Source organism: Nitratireductor aquimarinus (assembly GCF_017255295.1).
GTDB lineage: Bacteria > Pseudomonadota > Alphaproteobacteria > Rhizobiales > Rhizobiaceae > Nitratireductor > Nitratireductor aquimarinus.
Genome location: NZ_JAFKDE010000003.1, coordinates 299,128 through 317,618 on the forward strand (window position 1 = coordinate 299,128; position 18,491 = coordinate 317,618).

An 18,491-nucleotide genomic window follows, 5' to 3' on the forward strand; every position below is an offset into this window, starting at 1 on the left:
ATGGTCGCGAGATATCCCCACTCGTCAAAAAATGCCGAAACAAGGCGTTCCGGTTTCTACAACTCAGGATGCCCTCCGCACCCCTAGCTGAAATGCATTAGCAAGTTGTAAATCATTTATGGCAGCAAAACGGCAGAATTTCGAATTTTTGCCAAAACCTTACTACCATTGCGTGTGTTATTAGACTGACACGGTTTCAAATGTAAACCCCGCGTGCATCCGGCAACGCCGATCTGCTTGTGCGGGCGCGGTTTCGGGGCACGTTCGAATCGCCGCATCGCGCGGTGAGCCAGCGCAGCGCTAGAATTCGATCACCACCGATGGCGCACTGCGCTCTGCCTCGCCGTGGAACACGAATTCGATGTTGTTGCCATCCGGATCGAGCACGAATGCGGCGTAGTAACCGGGATGATACGCCCTTTCGCCGGGCGCACCGTTGTCGCGTCCGCCATGCGCCATCGCGGCCTGATAGCAGGCATCCACCATGGCGCGGTCCCTGGCCTGAAAAGCCAGGTGATGACGCCCCGTCAACACGCCGAGCGCTGCGGGGCTGTCCGCCGAAGACACCACCAGTTCGTCAGCGAAGAAGAAATCGGCATTCGTGCCGATGACCGGAATGTCGAGCACCTCCAGAACGGCTGCGTAAAAGGCGTGGCTTGCCTCAAGATCGCGCACGACGAGCTGGATGTGGTCAATGAGCCGGCCACGATGCAGTTGCTGGGTTTCCATGGTTGGGCTCCGTGTGGAATGGGGCTGGTTTCGCCTCCTGCGCTGACGGATAGCATAACTTTGGGGTTTCTGCGTGCTGGAACCTTGGGCTTTGGCGACGCAGAAGGAGCCGCAGATGCCCCCGCCTTGCTCCAGCACCAAACTGCTTACCCGACCGTTCAGCATGTTGCTCGGATACAATCGACAGGCCAACGACCTGCCGCTAATCTTGTCGGCGGGCGGGGTGTGTCATGACGTATAAATGGTATCTGCGTATTGTTTTTACAGCTGCATTGCTACTGAGCTTCAGCGTAGCTGCCCGCTGCGATCTGACATATGAGCCTGGGCGCACGGAAGATGGTCTCAGCTATCTGGTTGTTCACGGCTCTTTCACCAAAGGCGATGATCTATCGGAGTTCACTGCCGCAGTCCGCGCAGCAAACCCGACCGTGGTGACATTCAATTCCCCGGGTGGAAACGTCATAAAGGCCATGGAACTGGGCCGACTGATCCGTGCTTTCGAGCTCAACACACTCCAGTTTCGTGAACTCGAATGCGCCTCGGCCTGTGCTCTTGCATTTCTTGGGGGTGTGGTTCGCATTGCTCTGCCCGGATCGATCGGCGTGCATCGGGCTTCCTTTGCAGACGGTCACCAGATGTCGGCGGATGATGCAGTGTCCAGCGTTCAGGCGATGACGGCCGAAGTCATGAGCTACATGTACAGCATGGGTGCTGATCCCGGTCTTTTGCAGCTTTCACTGCGCTACGACGCCAGTGACATGCGCTACCTTTCAGGCAGCGAGATGCAGCAGTTCAAGGTCGTCACCCACGCAGGAGACATACCCACAGAGAGCCCCTCACCTCAATACACCCCGCCGACCGCACCCAGCCCGGAAGTTGGCAGATCACCGAGCGCCCCGGCAGGACCTGCAGATTTGCTAACTATTCCCACAGCAAGGACGGGGCTTGTTCGCCATCCAAAGGGTGAAGTGCCCTTGAAATCAAATGCGGACGGAAAAGCGCCGAATCTGGCGACATTGCACAATGGCACTGCGCTGCAGATTCTCGGCAATGTGGAGCGATGGTATCGTGTCAGGGTGCGAGGTTACTCGGGATACCTTCACCACACATGGGTTTATGTGGACCAGTTCGAGAGCGGCCCTTTCGGGCACCGCCACATTCAGGTGAAAAGTTTCGCTGATATGGAGACCGCGAACGCCTATGTCCGCTCATCTTCCATTCCCGTCTCCGCCTATCTGGCGACAAACGGATGGTTTGCCATAACTCTGCGTGACACCTTCGAACCGGATGTTGCGAGAACTCTGGTCAAGGAAATGAAAGCACGAGGCGCCATTCCCGACGATAGCTTCATGACTTTTGGCAACACTTATGTACGGAAAGTCTGTTGTTGGTGAGACAGAGAGTTGGGCCGTGCACCTCCCTCAGCGCTCTCTGTATGCGCAATAGACGGATTGATGCCACGCGATCACAGAAGCCGGGACGGATATGAGGCCATACTGCCAGGATATATCGCTGAAACTGCCTTCAAAGAGATACATCTCCAGCCTGATCGCAATGGCCTGAATGACAATCAGAAACAGCAGCAGCGACGAGACTGGTCTCAGTTTGAGCGCAGCAACAATGGCCAGCAGAACCGCCCCGCCCACCAGCGCGACAACCAGCGCCACAACGAAAGTCACGGCAGCGATATAGGCGAGTTCCAGACCAATCGAACGGGCCGCTATTCCCACGAGAACCGCATGGGCCAGCGCCGCGAAGATGGATGTCGCGATGGCCGCAGGAAAGAGGCGGCGAAATAGGGGCTGCGTTTCGCGCATGTGTTTCAGATTTCCCGCAATCTTCCCCAGTTTCGCGAAACCTCGTTTCGACAGGCGGTCGCTTCTTCACCCTTCGGCAAGCATTGCCACGCGCAGAACCGCAAGTCGATGCTCCAGTTTATGCAGGTTTTGAAACAGACATATACAGAGAAATCTGCAACCGTTCCTTACAATGCGGTGGCTCGCGGCGGTCAACGGTATTTGGGAGAATGCAGGTGATGCATGGCGGAGGGAGTGGGATTCGAACCCACGAGACGGTCACCCGCCTGCCGGTTTTCAAGACCGGTGCCTTCAACCGCTCGGCCATCCCTCCGGAACTTTCCGGGCGCTTGTACAGTCCGGCCCCGTCGCGCGTCAACTTATTCCGCACGCTGCGAACCGGTTTCTCGCCAGGCTCGACCGTTTGCCCCGCCGCGCCCATAGCTGCATGCCTCGCGCATTTCGGCCATGCGCTTTCGCGCGATTTGCGTCCTGCTGCGCGCTTGCCTAGAAAGGACGCCTGCAGACCAGTCGGGTCGGCCGGATCAAGAAGCGAAGTCATTCATGCCATCAGATATCATTCCCGTTTTCGACGGTCACAACGATGCGCTCCTGCGCCTCTATGAAAGTGGCCAGTCCAATGCCGAGCAGTCCTTTCTGGACGGAACGACCGAAGGCCATATCGACCTGCCGCGCGCCCGCAAGGGCGGACTTGCCGGTGGCCTCTTCGCCATCTTCCCGCCGCCGACTGCCGAGCGCGGACCGAACGGAAAGCGTATCCGTCCGGAAGACGGTGCGTTTCCGCAGCTCTCGCAGGCCGACGCGCTGAGCTCGACGCTCGCCATGGCCGCCATTCTGATGCGGCTTGAACGCGCCGCGCAGGGACGCTTTGCCGTGTGCCGCACCTCCGGCGACATTCGCAGCGCCATGGCTGTCGGCGCGCTCGCGGCGGTGTTTCACATCGAGGGTGCGGAGGCGATCGGCCCCGATCTCGACCTCATCGATGTTCTTTATGGCGCAGGCCTGCGCTCCATCGGCCCGGTGTGGAGCCGGTCCAACATTTTCGGTCACGGCGTGCCGTTCCGCTTCCCCTCCTCGCCCGACATTGGCGACGGGCTCACCGATGCCGGCAAGGCTCTGGTGCGCAAGTGCAATGCGCTCAAGATGATGGTCGACCTGTCGCACCTGAACGAGAAGGGGTTCCGCGATGTGCAGGCCATCAGCGATGCGCCGCTGGTTGCAAGCCATTCCAATGTCCACGCCATCAGCGAGCAGTCGCGCAATCTCACCGCCTGGCAGCTTGACGCCATTCGCGAGACGGGCGGTCTGGTCGGCCTCAATTTCGCGGCCGGTTTCCTGCGCCCCGACGGCCAGTCCAACGCGGACACCGATCTCGAAGTGATGCTGCGCCATCTGGATGCGCTGCTTGAGGCGCTCGGCGAGGACGGCGTGGCGTTCGGCTCCGATTTTGACGGTGCGCTGATGCCGCAGGCGATTGGCGATGCAGCCGGTCTTCCCAATCTGCTGAACGCGATGGAAGCCCATGGCTATGGGCGCGAACTGTTGGAAAAGATCGCCTGGCGCAACTGGCTCGGCCTTCTGGAGCGCACCATTGGCTGATGCAGGCGTGACAGAGCAGAAAGGAACAGGCCGGATGCAACCGTCCAAGGACATCGCCAGACTGCTTGAAATCATGCGCGCCCTGCGCAATCCGGAAACGGGTTGCCCCTGGGATGTGGAGCAGGATTTCTCGACCATCGCACCCTACACGATCGAAGAGGCCTATGAGGTCGCCGACGCCATCGAGCGCGGCGACATCGACGATCTGCGCGACGAACTGGGCGACCTGCTTCTGCAGGTGGTTTTCCATGCGCGCATCGCCGAAGAGGACCAGCAGTTCGATTTCGGTGACGTGGTCGAAGCGATCACGACGAAGATGATTCGCCGCCATCCGCATGTGTTCGGCGACGCCGAGGCCCGCGGCCGCGGCATGGCCAAGGGCATGTGGGACGAGATCAAGGCGCAGGAAAAGGCCGAACGCCTTGCCCGCCGCCTGCAGAGCGGCGCCCCCGACGAGACAATCGCCTATCTGGACGAGGTGCCGCGCGCCCTGCCCGCGCTCATGCGCGCCCACAAGCTGCAGTCACGCGCTGCGCGCGTCGGGTTCGACTGGGGCGAAGCCGGGCCGGTTCTCGACAAAATCGAGGAAGAGATCGGCGAATTGCGCGAAGCGCTTGCCGAGGGCGACGATGCCCATGCGGCCGAGGAATATGGCGACCTTCTGTTCGCCGTAGTCAATCTGGGCCGCCATCTGGGGCATGATCCCGAGGCAGCCCTTGCCGGTACGAATGACAAATTCCGGCGGCGGTTCGACTTTGTGGAGCGTGAACTCAAAAAAGCCGGCCGTTCGCTCGACGAATCCGGCCTCGAAGAGATGGAAACGCTCTGGCAGCGGGCCAAGACCGAAGCGAAATAGGCGTGGCTGCCGGCAGCTTTACCTGCCGCCGGCAAGACGCTCCTGGATTTCAGCGCGCGCGGTCTGCGTCACGCGCACGGTCAGCGTGATGCTGCCATCGTCATTGTCCGTACGCCCGGTCACATCGCCATTGCGATAGATCCAGTCGATCAGCGACATCTGGTGCGGGGCGAGATCGACCGTCATCGGCGCGACAGCACCCGAGATATGCTCTTCGATCAGGTCGAGCAGTTCGGGAACGCCCTCACCCGTGATGGCGGAAATGGCGAGCGGCGCATCGCTTGCGCGCATGCCTTCGAGCAGCGCGCGGCGCTGTTCGGCGTCCAGATTGTCGACCTTGTTCCACACTTCCAGAACCCGTGTGCGGTCCGAGGCGTCAACACCCAGATCGCCGAGAATTGCGGCCACATCGGTTGCCTGAGCCGTGGTGTCGGGGTCGGAAATGTCGCGCAGATGCACGACGAGATCGGCCTCGACCACTTCTTCGAGCGTTGCGCGGAACGCGGCGACGAGATGCGTCGGCAGGTCCGAGATGAAGCCAACCGTATCGGAAAGGATGATGATCGTGCCGTGCGGAAGCGTGACGCGCCGCAATGTCGGATCAAGCGTGGCGAAGAGCATGTCTTCGGCCATCACGCTCGCACCGGTCAGGCGGTTGAACAGCGTCGACTTTCCTGCATTGGTGTAACCGACAATGGCGACGATGGGGAACGGCACCTTGCGGCGCTTCGAGCGGTGCAGATCGCGCGTGCGGCGCACATGCTCCAGCTCTTTCTTGAGCCTTGTGATGCGCTCCTGAAGCTGACGTCTGTCGGCCTCGATCTGGGTTTCACCGGGACCGCCCATGAATCCGCCGCCGCCGCGCTGGCGTTCAAGGTGCGTCCAGCTGCGCACGAGGCGGCCGCGCTGATATTCCAGATGGGCGAGATCGACCTGAAGCCGCCCCTCCTTGGTGCGTGCGCGGCGTCCGAAAATTTCCAGAATAAGGCCGGTGCGGTCGAGCACCTTCGCCTTCAGCGCCTTTTCGAGATTGCGCTGCTGAACCGGCGTGAGCGGATGATCGATGATCACCACTTCCGCCTCCAGATCGTGGACGCGCTCGGCGATCTCGTCGAGCTTGCCCGTTCCGAGCAGTGTTGCGGGGCGCGGCGTGTTGACCGTGACGATATCGGCGGAAACGATATCGAGATCGATGGCCTCGGCCAGTCCGACCGCCTCTTCATGCCGTGCTTCAGGCGCACGCGCAGAAGCCGCGCTGCCTTCGGCAGAACGGCGTTCGTTGGTCAGAACCGGAGTGATGACAAGAGCGCGTGTGGCGAAAGGCTGCGTTGTCAGCCCTTCGTCTTCTCGCTTTCCGTCAGCGGAGTTTTCTGTGTCGTCCAATCAGGAATCCCGATTGTTTTCCTCGGCGTCATAAAGCTGCACGGGCTGGCTCGGCATAATCGTCGAAATCGCATGCTTGTAGACAAGCTGCGAATGGCCATCGCGGCGCAAGAGCACGCAGAAATTATCAAATGAAGTGACAATGCCTGTCAGCTTGACACCGTTGATGAGAAAGATCGTCAGAGGGTTCTTGCTCTTGCGAACGGTGTTCAGGAACAGGTCCTGTAGGTTTTGAGATCGTTCCGCCATTTTTTGGTCTTTCACCCATTCGCTGCACTTTATGCAGCCAGTAGCGCAAATATCACATGCCTCTGTCAAGAAACTCCGCGACAGAAGTTACATGAATAATTGATGCCAGTATTTTTCGGTCGTGCTGAGCCGCTACCACCATGCGCGCTGGTTAACAGCTAGGACTTTTTTCCGCAATCTCAAAAAATGCCTCGCGCAAAGAAGTTGCAACCGTGCCCGGATGACCATTCGCCACAGGCTTGCCGTCAATGTTCACGACCGGCATGACCACGCTCGTGGCGCTGGTCACGAACGCCTCGCGGGCATTCTGCGCTTCTTCCACGGAGAACGGGCGCTCTTCCACCTTGAGGCCGAGACTGTCGGCGACCTTCATGACGGTTGCCCGCGTGATGCCGCGCAGAATGCCGAAATCGGCAGGCCGCGTCACCAGAGAGCCGTCCGCCGTCACGATCCAGGCATTGGTGGAAGCGCCCTCCTTCACGGTTCCATCGGGATCGACGAACCAGGCTTCCTGTGCGCCCGAATCCACCGCCGTCTGGCGCGCAAGCACGTTGGGCAGAAGGCCGATGGTCTTGATGTCCACGCGTTCCCAGCGATTGTCCGGTACGGTGATGACGGTCATGCCCTTTTCGGCCTTCCTGGCCGCAGCCACCGGGTCCATGCGCTTGGCGGTGACCACCAGTGCGGACCGCACCGGCGTGGTCGGGAACGCATGATCGCGCGGTGCAACGCCGCGCGTGACCTGGAGATAGACCATGCCGTTATGCACATGATTGCGGCGGATGACCTCGCGCATGACGAACTCGAGCGCCTTGCGCTCGATCGGCCAGTCCATGCGAAGCTCGCGCAGCGACCGGTCGAGCCGGTCGAGATGGCCCTCCATGTCGATGATGAAGCCCCGGGAAATCTCGCAGACCTCGTACACGCCATCGCCAAGCTGATAGCCGCGATCCTCCACATGAACCATGGCGTCGTTGTGATTCGCATAACGCCCGTTCACATAAGCAATGCGTGGCATGTCGAGTTCTCCATTCTGGGTGGATGCAACCGCCAGGCCCCGGGCGGCGCGAAAAGGCAGACAGTGTTTTGCCGCCGTGCGGCGGAATTTTCAAGCGACTCAGAAAAACTCCAGGCTGACGCGGAACATCTGTTCCACCTGGCGCACCGCGCTTTCCAGCGCAAAAATCACGACCCGGTCCTTCGGCTTGATCTTGAGCGAACCGCTCGGCTTGATGACCGCGCCGTCGCGATAGACCGCGCCAATGCGCATGCCATCGGGAAACTCCACTTCGCTGAGCGGCGGGCCGACCAGCGGCGAGGTTTCCAGCGCCTCGGCCTCGATGACTTCGGCAGCGCCCCGCTGAATGTTGTGGACAGCGCGGATGCGGCCGCGCCGCACATGCTGAAGCACCTTCGAGATGGTCACCGAGCGCGGGTTCACATGCGCGTCGATGCCCAGCGTCTTGGCGAAGTCGTGATAGGTCGGATTGTTGATCAGAACGAGATTGGAGCGGCAGCCAAGCCGCTTCGCGATCACGCTCGACAGGATGTTGACCTGATCGTCATTGGTCAGCGCCACCATCAGGTCGGCATGCTGGATGTCGGCTTCCAGAAGCAGTTTCTGGTCGAGCGCGCTGCCATGCAGCACCACGGTGCGGCGCAGCTTGTCGGCGAGCGCCACGGCGCGTTCGCGCGTGTTCTCGATCACCTTGACCTTGGTGCGGCTCTGCTTCTTTTCCATCGCGCGCGAGACATAGAGGCCGATATTGCCGCCACCGGCAATGACGATGCGGGTCGCTTCGCGCTCCTCATGGCCAAACAGGCCGAGCGTGCGGCGCACCTGTTCCTTGGTGGTGACCACATAAGCAAGATCGCCGGCCATGAGCTGATCGCCGGAATGGGGGATGAAGAGCTTTCCCTCACGCGACACGCCAACCACGGTCGACGGCAGATCCGGAAACAGTTCGGTGAGCTGCGCCAGCGGCGTGTTGATGACCGGGCATTCCTCAAGACACTCGATGGCGACCATGGAGACCTTGTCATCGGCAAAGCTCACCACATCCGTCGCACCCGGCAGCGCGATGCGGCGCATCACCATCTCGCCCACCTCGACTTCCGGCGAGATGATCACGTCGATCGGCAGATGGTCCCGCGAGAACAGGTCCATATAATGCGTCTGGAGATAGGACTGCGAGCGAATGCGCGCAATCTTGGTCGGCACGTTGAAGAGCGAATGCGCCACCTGACAGGCGACCATGTTCACTTCATCAAACAGCGTGACCGCAATGATCATGTCGGCTTCGCTGGCGCCGGCCGAGGCCAGAACGTCGGGATGCGCCCCATGGCCGACGAAACCACGCACATCAAGCGTGTCGCGAACCGCGCGGATCAGCTCCGGCGAGGTATCGATCACGGAAACATCGTTCTGCTCGGCGGCCAACCGCTCTGCGATACCGAAGCCAACCTGGCCTGCCCCGCAAATAATGACCTTCATCACGTATTCCCTGCATTCGCGCAGACCTCTTTCGGTCTGCAGGGTCACTGCTCTAGCGCTTTTCGGGGCGCGTGAAAACCTCGTCCATCGAGATGGACGCGGCCTGGCGGCTCAGACGCCGAGCGACTTCAGCTTGCGGTGCAGTGCGGAGCGCTCCATGCCGACGAATTCCGCCGTGCGCGAAATGTTGCCGCCGAAGCGGTTGATCTGCGCCAGCAGATACTCCTTTTCGAACATTTCGCGCGCCTCGCGCAGCGGCAGCGCCATGATGTGCTGGTCGGACTGCGTCGGCAGGCGCGGCATCACATCGCCGATTTCGGACGGCAGAAGATCGGCGGTGATCGGCGTGTCCGGGCCATCGCCACGCGTCAGGATCATCAGGCGTTCGATGTTGTTGCGCAGCTGGCGCACATTGCCCGGCCAGTTATGGGCCTGCAGAACCGCCATGGCGTCATTGCCGAGCGGACGCGGCTTGATCCCGGCCTGTTCTCCGATCTGCTGCATGAAGTGGTCGACCAGAAGCGGAATGTCCTCGCGCCGTTCTGCAAGCGGCGGAACGCCAACCGGAACCACGGCCAGCCGGTGTAACAGATCCTCGCGGAACCGCCCTTCGGCGATCAGCGATTCGACGTTCTGCGCGGTGGAGGAAATGATGCGCACATCAACCTTCACGCGACGCGTTCCGCCAACCCGCTCAAACTGCTGGTCCACGAGCACACGCAGGATCTTGCTCTGCGTGCCAAGCGGCATGTCGGCCACTTCATCCAGATAGAGAACGCCGCCATGGGCCTCCTCCAGCGCGCCGACCTTGCGCTCGCCGCCATTGGATTCGGTGCCGAAAAGCTCGATTTCCATGCGCTCGGGCGTGATCGCAGCGGCGTTCAGCGTTACGAACGGTCCGCCATTGCGCGGCGAGGCCGCATGAATGGCGCGGGCGACGAGTTCCTTGCCGGAGCCGGAAGGTCCGGTCAGCATGATGCGGCTGTTGGAGGGCGCGACACGCTCGATGGTCTGGCGCAGATTGTTGAGAGCCGCCGATTCACCCACGAGATCGAAGGATGCGCCGCTGCGCTTCTTCAGGTCACTCATCTCGCGCTTCAGTTTGGAGATCTCCAGTGCGCGCTCGCAGATGAGGATCATGCGATCCGTCTTGAAAGGTTTTTCGATGAAATCATAAGCGCCGCGCTTGATCGCCGAAACGGCCGTCTCAATAGTGCCGTGTCCGGAAATCATCACCACCGGAACGTGCGGATGCAGTTCCTTGATCTTGTCCAGAAGCGCAAGCCCGTCGAGCTTGGAGCCCTGAAGCCAGATGTCGAGCAGGATGAGGCGCGGCACGCGCTCGGCGATGGAGGCAAGCGCGCTGTCGCTGTCGAAAGCGGTGCGCGTTTCATGGCCCTCGTCGCTGAGAATGCCAGCAACGAGTTCGCGGATGTCTTCCTCGTCGTCTACGATCAGAATATCGGAAGCCATTTTCTACCTTCTTGTCGTCTCAGCAGCGCTACCGGCGTCTCCGGCAGCAGGAAGTATGATGCGGATCATGGCGCCACCTCCGCCGTGGAAATCGTCTGGCGCGTCGTGGAGTTCCAGGCGGCCGCCATGGTCCTCGATGATCTTCTTCACGATGGCGAGGCCAAGTCCCGTGCCCTTCTCGCGTGTGGTCATGTAGGGCTCGAGCAGCCGCTGCCTGTTCTCGCGCGGCAGGCCCTTGCCATTGTCGATCACCTCGATCTGGATGAACCGGCCATTCATGCGCGCCGCGATGCGGATTGCGCCCGGCTGGCCGTTCTGACGCTCAGCCGCGTCGATGGCTTCGGCAGCGTTCTTGATGATGTTGCCGAATGCCTGCCCCAGGAGGCGCGCGTCGAAACGGCCCATCAGCGGCGTGTCGGAAATCTGCCGTTCAAAGGTGATCTCGTTGCGCGCCACCTCCACAAGGAAGGAAGCCTCGCGCAGCGGCTCGCGCAGATCGAGAAGCTGGATGTCAGGCTTTGGCATGCGCGCGAAGGCCGAGAACTCATCCACCATGCGCCCGATATCACCCACCTGGCGAATGATCGTGTCGGTGCACTGATCGAAAATCTCGCGATCCTGCTCGATCACCTTGCCGAAGCGACGGCGAATACGCTCGGCTGAAAGCTGGATCGGCGTCAGCGGGTTCTTGATTTCATGCGCAATGCGGCGGGCAACATCGGCCCACGCCATGGAGCGCTGCGCCTGCATCAGATCGGTGATGTCATCCACCGTGACCACATAGGAATGCTCGTCATCCTCGTTGACGCCCTCCTCCGTGGTGATCTGTATGTTGAAGGTGCGTTCCACGCCGCCACGGAAGAAGGTGGCCTGCTCGCGATAGACGGCGCGACCGGACTTGCGTCCCATCTCGAAGATGCGACCCACATGGGGCAGCACCATGGAGAGGTTCTTGTTGACCGCGTCATCGGCTGAAATGTCGAGCATCGCCTCGGCGGAGCGATTGACCATGGCGACCGAACCATCGGCTTCCACGCCGATAACCCCGGCGCTGACGCCCGAAAGCACGGCCTCGGTGAACCGGCGGCGCTCGTCGATGACGTCCCTTGCGGTGATGAGCTCATCGCGCTGCGATTTCAGCTGCTGGGTCATCTGGTTGAACGTATCGCCCAGAAGCCCGACATCGCCATCGGAACTGCGTACAGGCACGGAGACGTCGAGATTGCCTGTCGAAACGGCGCCCGCCGCACTGATGAGCTGGCGGATCGGTCGCACAAGACGGTCGGCGACCGCGATGCCGGTCCAGATGGCCGCCAGCACGATGGCAAGCGTCACGACCAGATAGAGCAGCGCGAAGGCGATCTGTGTGTTGCCGCGATTGCCCTCGAGTGATCGGTACTCATCCGTATTCGTGCGCACGATCTGGCGCGCCTTCAGGACTTCGGGATCAAGCAATGCGCCTGTGTAGAGATAGGCGTCCGGAATCTCCTGCAGCTTGTAGACCGCTGTCACAAGATTCGTTCCGCCGATCTCGTTGAAAGCGATCTGCGAGCTGTTGGCGACCTCGATGGCGTTCTCGTTTGGACGCGGCAATGGAATCTCTTCCGGCATCTGCGCGCCGATGATCACCGAGCCGTCCTCGCGCACGAGTTCGGCAACGGCCAGACCGCGCAGCATCGCCTGACGGGTCAGGAAATCGCGGAAACCATAGCGGTCCAGATTGTAGAGCGTGCGCGCCTGATCGAGCCGCACCCCCATGCTCTCCGTCGTGCCCTGCAGGCTGCGGGCATTCTGCTGCACATAGGCATCGGCAATCGAAAGAGACGAGTAGACGATGACCTTGGTTCTGAGTTCGAACCATCGATCAAGGCCCAGATCCAGCGTCACCGAAGCGACAACCGCCACCAGAATGGCAGGGATCGCCGCCACAAGCGAGAACATGGCGACGATGCGCACATGCAGACGGGAAGCTGCCCGCCGTCCCTTGCGGGATTTGTAGATACGCCAGCCTTCCATGAGGATCAGGCCGAAAAGGAGCAGAATGAAGCCAAGATTGATCGCGATCAGAAGGATCGTCGTGGTCGCATCAGGCGTGATCGGGGTAAGGCCAAGCAGAACGGTGAAGGAAATGCCTGCCGTCACGACAGCGCCGATCGCCGCCGTCATACCGATATAGAACGCAGCCGTTCGCCCGCGCCTCACGGGCGCAGCCGCAGCCAAAGGCTCCATCGGCGAACTCTCGGACAAGCTGACCATCACTCCCGCTTCCGTTTTCCAGCATAGCGTTTAGTTGTTGCACATATGCAACGACTGTAACCATCTGGCAACAGTTGCATTTCCTAACAATGCGGCATTGCTGGGGCAGACTGGGGATCGTGCCGGGAAGTCAGGGCTGGCCTGAAACGGCGTGCGGGCGGACTGGCTTCAGTTCGCGCCGCGATAGATGTTCACGCCATATTCGCGGATCTTCTTGCGTAAGGTGTTGCGGTTGACGCCGAGAAGGTCTGCGGCCTTCAACTGGTTGCCGCCCGTCGCGGTCAGCGCCGCAATCAGAAGCGGTTGCTCCACTTCAGCCAGCACCCGCTGGTAGAGCCCTGCCGGCGGCAACTGGTCACCGAATGTCGCGAAATAGCGCTGCAAATGCTGCTCGACGGCCTGGGACAGCGTGGTTTCTTCCGGCAGAGGTTCCGACTGGTTGCCGCGCAAAGCGCCTGCCGCGCGCAGCTCCTGCTCAATCACTTCGGCCGAAATTTCGTCCTGTGGGTAGAGCGCGGCCAGCCTGCGCACGAGGTTTTCAAGCTCACGCACATTGCCGGGCCAGCGATAGCTCTTCAGCCGGTTGAGCCCGTCATTGCTGATTCGCTTGGCCTGTAGCCCCTCCTGCTCGGCGCGGGCGAAGAAGTGGCGCACCAGATCCGGGATGTCTTCCGCCCGTTCGCGCAGCGGCGGCAGCCGCAGCGGCACGACGTTCAGCCGATAGAAAAGGTCTTCCCGGAACAGGCCCTGATCGATCAGCGTGCGCGGATCCTTGTTGGTGGCGGCGACGATGCGCACATCGGTGCGGATCGGCGTGCGCCCGCCAACGGTCGTGTATTCGCCCTGCTGCAAGACGCGCAGGAGGCGCGTCTGCGCTTCCATTGGCATGTCGCCGATTTCGTCGAGAAACAGCGTGCCGCCTTCCGCCTGCTCGAACCGGCCGAAGGAGCGCGCCTGCGCGCCCGTGAACGCACCCTTCTCATGACCGAAAAGCTCCGATTCGATCAGATCGCGCGGGATGGCGGCCATGTTGATGGCGACAAACGGCCCTTTGCGGCGACGGCCATATTCGTGAAGCGCGCGGGCCACGAGTTCCTTGCCGGTGCCCGACTCGCCGCTGATCATCACCGTCAAATCGGTCTGCATCATGCGCGCAAGCAGCCGGTAGATTTCCTGCATCGCCGCCGATCGGCCGATCAGCGGCAGCGTCTCGGGCGCATCCGCACCGGCAAGCTCCTTCTGGCTTGCCTTGGGCTCCGACAGCGCACGCCCGACAATGTTCACCAGTTCGGTCAGATCGAAAGGTTTGGGCAGATAGTCATAGGCCCCGACCTCGGAGGCGCGTATCGCGGTCATGAACGTGTTCTGCGCGCTCATGGCGATCACCGGCAGATCGGGCCGCACCTTCTTGATGCGGGGCAGAAGGTCGAACGCATTGCCATCGGGCATCACCACATCGGTGATGACCAGATCGCCCTCGCCGCCCGAAACCCAGCGCCAGAGCGTCTCTACGTTCGAGGTGACGCGCACATCGTGGCCGGCGCGCGACAGCGCCTGATTGAGCACGGTGCGGATGGCCGCGTCGTCATCGGCCACGAGAATGCTGGAACCGGTCATGACCTGCCCTCCATTTCAGTCTTCAAAGGGTTTGGCCGGGGGGCCGGATGGCGCGCCTCGCGCCAGGCCGGCATCAGGATGCGGAACACGGTTCCACGCTGGCCGGAAGATTCGCATTCGATCACCCCGCCATGCGCGCCCACGATCTTGGCGACCAGCGCAAGCCCGAGGCCAGACCCGTTTTGCTTGGAGGTGACGAAGGGATCGAAGATGATCTGCCGCAGATCCTCGGGGATGCCCGGCCCGTTGTCGTAGACGCAAAACTCCAGCGGAAGCGCCACGCGATCCGGCGAGCCCGGAACCGAAAGCCGGATGCCCGGACGAAACGCCGTTGTCAGCCGGATCTCGCCATCATCCTGATCGGCAATGGCTTCGGCAGCGTTCTTGACCAGATTGAGAAAGACCTGGATCAGCTGGTCGCGATTGGCCCAGACCGGCGGCAGCGACGGATCGTAATCCTCCAAAATGCTGACTTTGCGCGCAAAACCGCTCTTGGCGACGGCTTTGACGTGATCAAGCACCAGATGAATGTTGATCGGATCGCGCTCCACCGGGCGTTCGTCCGAAAACACTTCCATACGGTCGACCAGCGCCACGATCCGGTCGGTCTCCTCGGTGATGAGGCGCGTCAGCGCCCGGTCTTCATCCGAAACGGCGTGTTCGAGCAATTGCGCCGCGCCGCGAATGCCCGAAAGCGGGTTCTTGATTTCATGCGCCAGCATGGCTGCCAGCCCGGTCACCGAACGCGCCGCCCCGCGATGCACCATCTGCCGGTCGATCTTGTCGGCCATGGAGCGCTCCTGCAGGAGAAGCGCAACCGCGCCGGGCACTTCTGAAACCGGGGCTGCGTGAATATCCACCAGCCGCTCCGGCCCAAGGCGCGGTGACGAGATGTCGACACGGTATTCGTTGATCGCCACGCGCTGCTCGCGCACCTGTTCGACAAGCGCGATCAGCGGGCTTCCGAAGGGAACGAAATCCGACAGGCGGCTTCGGGCAAGAATGGACGCGCCGGAGCGGAAGAAATCCTCGGCCTCCGCATTCACCTCGGCGATGAAGCCATCCCGGTCGATCATCACCACGGGGTGGCGCAACGTGTTCAAGAGCAGACTGGCCGGGCCGGTTTCCATACGTGCGCGTTCACCCCTGTCATTCATGCGGCCAGTTGATCCTCTTGTCTGCGAAACAGGTCGCGCAGGAGCCGGCTGACCTCTCTGTGATCGGTCCCCGTCATGATCGCCCTGCGCGTTTCGGGGGAAACCTCGGTGATGTGCCGATCCATGTACCAGCCGAGATGCTTGCGGGCGTGCCGTGTGCCGTGATCCGCGCCATAAAGCGAGAGCATCGCCTCGTAATGGTCGATCACATAGTCGGCGAGGTTGTCCGGGCGGCGCTCTGCATTGGAGGCAACAGCGCCTGCGATCCATGGCGCGCCGTAATGCGCGCGTCCGACCATCACCGCGTCAGCGCCCGAAGCGGCAAGCATGCCTGCTGCATCTTCCGCCGATGTCACGTCGCCATTGGCCACCACCGGGATCGTGACGGCTTCCTTCACCGCCGAAATCGCCTTCCAGTCGGCCCTGCCCTTGTAGAACTGGCAGCGGGTGCGCCCGTGCACCGTCACCATGGCCACGCCCGCCTCCTCCGCGCGGCGCGCAATCTCCGGCGCGTTCAGCGCATTGTCGTCCCAGCCAAGACGCATCTTCACCGTGACCGGCACCTGAACAGCACCCACGACAGCCTCGATCAGGCTCAGTGCATGATCGGGTTCGCGCATCAGCGCCGAACCGGAATAGCCGCCCGTCACCTTCTTGGCCGGGCAGCCCATATTGATGTCGATCACGTCTGCGCCGCGCTCTTCGGCGATGCGTGCGCCTTCCGCCATCCAGCGCGCCTCGCGTCCGGCAAGCTGCACCATGTGCACGTCCACATCCGGACGGCGCAGGCGGCGGGCCGATTCAGCCTTGCCGCGCGCAAGCTCGCCGCTTGCCACCATTTCAGAGACGACCAGCCCCGCGCCATGGTCATAGGCGCGTGCGCGGAACGCCAGGTCGGTAACCCCGGACATGGGCGCCAGAAACACGCGGTTGCGAATCGAAACCGATCCGACCGAGAGTGGCGTGGGCAAAAACGCGGCTGATGAGATGCACAAATTTAAAGCACCCTCTGATTGTGCTTATTATTTAGCCAGTTTTTACCCGATCCCGCAACTGCGTTTTCGCATCTGCGCAATCGCCTGCAAATTCGGCTGGCCTTTCGCGGCATGTATTATTATGCGTCTGCGCTATGGACAAGCAGATGACACAATCCGATAGCCTGACGGCCAGCAGGACCGGTGAGGTCGCCGCCGTCATCGTCGCCGCAGGACGCGGCGAGCGCGCGGGGCAGTCCGTCGAAGGACCGAAGCAATATCGCCAGATCGGCGGCAAGCCGGTGCTGCGTCACACGCTGGAAACCTTCCTCACCGATCCGCGCATCGGGCGCGTGGTGGTGGCGATCCACCCGGACGACGAAGCGCTGTTCGCCGAGGCCACTGCCGGCCTGACCGATGATCGCGTCATCGCCATCCATGGCGGCCATTCCCGCCAGGCCTCCACCCGGCTGGCGCTGCTTGCGCTTTACGATCCGTCTCCGCAGACGGTTCTCATCCATGACGGCGTGCGCCCCTTCATCGACCGCGAGCTGATCGACCGGATCATTGCGGCGGTGGAAGATGGTCGCGGCGCGCTGCCATCCCTGCCCGTGGCCGACACGATCAAGCGCGCAGGCCCCGCCGGCAACATTGCCGAGACGGTGCCGCGCCACGACCTGCATGCCGCGCAGACGCCGCAGGGCTTTCCCTTCGCACTCATCGCGGCAGCCCATGAGCGCGCCCACAAGCTGGGGCGTGAGGATTTCACCGACGACGCCTCCATCGCCGAATGGGCAAAGATCCCGGTTCGGCTCGTTGCCGGCTCCGTCGACAACATCAAGCTCACCTGGGCGCGCGACATCGCGCTTGCAGACGAACGCCTGACCCGTCCGAGCGTCTTCCCGGATGTGCGCACCGGCAATGGCTATGACGTGCACACCTTTGCCGATGGCGATGCGGTCGTGCTTTGCGGCGTCGCCATTCCGCATCACAAGCGCCTCTCCGGCCATTCGGATGCCGATGTGGGCCTGCACGCACTGACCGACGCGCTTCTGGCCACCTGCGGCGCTGGCGATATCGGGACGCATTTTCCGCCCTCCGACCCGCAATGGAAGGGCGCCGCCTCGCACATCTTCCTCGAACACGCAGCCGCCATCGTGCGCGAGGCAGGCGGACGCATCGCCAATGTCGATGTCACGATTGTCTGCGAAGCGCCCAAAATCGGTCCGCATCGCGAGAGCATGACGGCAGCCCTTGCCGGCATGCTTAACATCGCGCCGCACCGCATTTCCATCAAGGCCACCACCAATGAGAAGATGGGTTTTGTCGGGCGCGAAGAAGGCATTGCGTCGATCGCCACGGCAAGCGTGATCTATCCCGGCGAGGTGCCGGCATGAGCGGTTTCGAGACACGCGCCCGCGCTGTTCTTGCCGCCTGCAACGCACGCGGCATCATGCTCGCCACGGCCGAGTCCTGCACCGGCGGCATGATCGCCGCCGCCCTGACCGACATTGCCGGTTCGTCCTCGGTCGTCGACCGCGGGTTCGTCACCTATTCCAATGAAGCCAAGATGGAGATGCTCGGCGTTTCACCAGAAACGCTGGCCGCCCATGGCGCTGTCTCGCAGGAAACCGCGCTGGAAATGGCTCAGGGCGCGCTTGCCCACTCACGCGCCGGCGTGACGGTCGCCGTCACCGGCATTGCCGGCCCGGATGGCGGGTCAGACGAAAAACCGGTCGGCCTTGTCTGGTTCGGACTGGCGATGAAGGGCCGCGCGCCCGTGGCGCAGTCCCATGTCTTTGAAGACCGCGACCGCGCCGGTGTGCGCGCTGCAACCGTCGAGACCGCGCTCGACATGGTTCTGTCGGCCCTTCAGGAAGGCTGAAT

General features: G+C 61.9%; 17 protein-coding genes and 1 tRNA gene. 6 read left to right on the plus strand and 12 right to left on the minus strand.

Annotation, left to right across the window (positions count from 1 at the left end; all coding sequences use genetic code 11):
* Positions 1–300: 300 nt before the first annotated feature.
* Positions 301–729, minus strand: coding sequence for a VOC family protein (locus JYP46_RS06135; RefSeq protein ID WP_206545316.1), 429 nt, complete (start codon positions 727–729; stop codon positions 301–303).
* 230 nt (positions 730–959) lie between these two features.
* Between JYP46_RS06135 and JYP46_RS06140 the strand changes: the two genes are divergently transcribed.
* Entirely contained in the window at positions 960–2,123 is a 1,164-nt protein-coding gene (locus JYP46_RS06140; RefSeq protein ID WP_206547577.1) for an SH3 domain-containing protein, read from the plus strand.
* Between the two features lie 27 nt (positions 2,124–2,150).
* On the opposite strand, the gene JYP46_RS06145 is transcribed toward JYP46_RS06140, so the two are convergent.
* The gene (locus JYP46_RS06145) at positions 2,151–2,546 is read right to left on the minus strand and encodes a hypothetical protein (protein WP_206547578.1); all 396 of its coding nucleotides are present in this window, start codon (positions 2,544–2,546) and stop codon (positions 2,151–2,153) included.
* Positions 2,547–2,769: 223 nt separating this feature from the next.
* A tRNA-Ser gene (locus tag JYP46_RS06150) sits at positions 2,770–2,859 on the minus strand.
* A 230-nt stretch (positions 2,860–3,089) separates the two neighbouring features.
* On the opposite strand from JYP46_RS06150, the gene JYP46_RS06155 reads away from it, so the two are divergent.
* Together JYP46_RS06155 and mazG are read left to right on the plus strand one after the other, a co-directional pair.
* Positions 3,090–4,145 carry a dipeptidase gene (locus JYP46_RS06155; protein ID WP_206547579.1) on the plus strand — a complete coding sequence of 352 codons (1,056 nt, stop codon included), beginning with the start codon at positions 3,090–3,092 and terminating at the stop codon, positions 4,143–4,145.
* Between the two features lie 34 nt (positions 4,146–4,179).
* On the plus strand, positions 4,180–5,001 hold the full coding sequence (gene mazG / locus JYP46_RS06160; RefSeq protein ID WP_113155184.1) for a nucleoside triphosphate pyrophosphohydrolase: 822 nt from the start codon (positions 4,180–4,182) through the stop codon (positions 4,999–5,001).
* Positions 5,002–5,019: 18 nt separating this feature from the next.
* Here the strand turns inward: mazG and hflX are convergent, their stop codons facing one another.
* The 9 genes from hflX to dusB form a co-directional block, all read right to left on the minus strand.
* Positions 5,020–6,384 carry a GTPase HflX gene (gene hflX, locus JYP46_RS06165; RefSeq protein ID WP_113155183.1) on the minus strand — a complete coding sequence of 455 codons (1,365 nt, stop codon included), beginning with the start codon at positions 6,382–6,384 and terminating at the stop codon, positions 5,020–5,022.
* Positions 6,385–6,633, minus strand: coding sequence for an RNA chaperone Hfq (gene hfq, locus JYP46_RS06170; RefSeq protein WP_113155182.1), 249 nt, complete (start codon positions 6,631–6,633; stop codon positions 6,385–6,387). It abuts the gene before it with no gap.
* A gap of 151 nt (positions 6,634–6,784) precedes the next feature.
* On the minus strand, positions 6,785–7,651 hold the full coding sequence (locus tag JYP46_RS06175; RefSeq protein ID WP_206545322.1) for a D-amino-acid transaminase: 867 nt from the start codon (positions 7,649–7,651) through the stop codon (positions 6,785–6,787).
* 99 nt (positions 7,652–7,750) lie between these two features.
* On the minus strand, positions 7,751–9,127 hold the full coding sequence (gene trkA / locus JYP46_RS06180; protein ID WP_206547580.1) for a Trk system potassium transporter TrkA: 1,377 nt from the start codon (positions 9,125–9,127) through the stop codon (positions 7,751–7,753).
* 111 nt (positions 9,128–9,238) lie between these two features.
* Entirely contained in the window at positions 9,239–10,600 is a 1,362-nt protein-coding gene (ntrX, locus tag JYP46_RS06185) for a nitrogen assimilation response regulator NtrX (RefSeq protein WP_113155180.1), read from the minus strand.
* A 3-nt stretch (positions 10,601–10,603) separates the two neighbouring features.
* Positions 10,604–12,856 carry a sensor histidine kinase NtrY-like gene (locus JYP46_RS06190; RefSeq protein ID WP_113155179.1) on the minus strand — a complete coding sequence of 751 codons (2,253 nt, stop codon included), beginning with the start codon at positions 12,854–12,856 and terminating at the stop codon, positions 10,604–10,606.
* A 168-nt stretch (positions 12,857–13,024) separates the two neighbouring features.
* Positions 13,025–14,473, minus strand: a complete 1,449-nt coding sequence (gene ntrC / locus JYP46_RS06195) for a nitrogen regulation protein NR(I) (protein ID WP_113155178.1) — start codon at positions 14,471–14,473, stop codon at positions 13,025–13,027.
* Entirely contained in the window at positions 14,470–15,630 is a 1,161-nt protein-coding gene (locus tag JYP46_RS06200; protein WP_206547581.1) for a two-component system sensor histidine kinase NtrB, read from the minus strand. Before JYP46_RS06200 ends, ntrC begins: the two co-directional genes overlap by 4 nt.
* Complete coding sequence (gene dusB, locus JYP46_RS06205; RefSeq protein WP_236042117.1) at positions 15,627–16,541, minus strand: tRNA dihydrouridine synthase DusB; 915 nt, start codon at positions 16,539–16,541, stop codon at positions 15,627–15,629. The genes JYP46_RS06200 and dusB overlap by 4 nt, the downstream gene beginning before the upstream one ends.
* Between dusB and JYP46_RS06210 the strand changes: the two genes are divergently transcribed.
* From JYP46_RS06210 to JYP46_RS06220, 3 genes are read left to right on the plus strand one after another with little or no spacing between them, the layout of a single operon-like run.
* The gene (locus JYP46_RS06210; RefSeq protein ID WP_206547736.1) at positions 16,540–16,788 is read left to right on the plus strand and encodes a hypothetical protein; all 249 of its coding nucleotides are present in this window, start codon (positions 16,540–16,542) and stop codon (positions 16,786–16,788) included. The genes dusB and JYP46_RS06210 overlap by 2 nt on opposite strands.
* Positions 16,772–18,001 carry a bifunctional 2-C-methyl-D-erythritol 4-phosphate cytidylyltransferase/2-C-methyl-D-erythritol 2,4-cyclodiphosphate synthase gene (locus tag JYP46_RS06215; protein ID WP_206547583.1) on the plus strand — a complete coding sequence of 410 codons (1,230 nt, stop codon included), beginning with the start codon at positions 16,772–16,774 and terminating at the stop codon, positions 17,999–18,001. Before JYP46_RS06210 ends, JYP46_RS06215 begins: the two co-directional genes overlap by 17 nt.
* Complete coding sequence (locus tag JYP46_RS06220; protein WP_113155174.1) at positions 17,998–18,489, plus strand: CinA family protein; 492 nt, start codon at positions 17,998–18,000, stop codon at positions 18,487–18,489. The genes JYP46_RS06215 and JYP46_RS06220 overlap by 4 nt, the downstream gene beginning before the upstream one ends.
* Positions 18,490–18,491 lie beyond the last annotated feature (2 nt).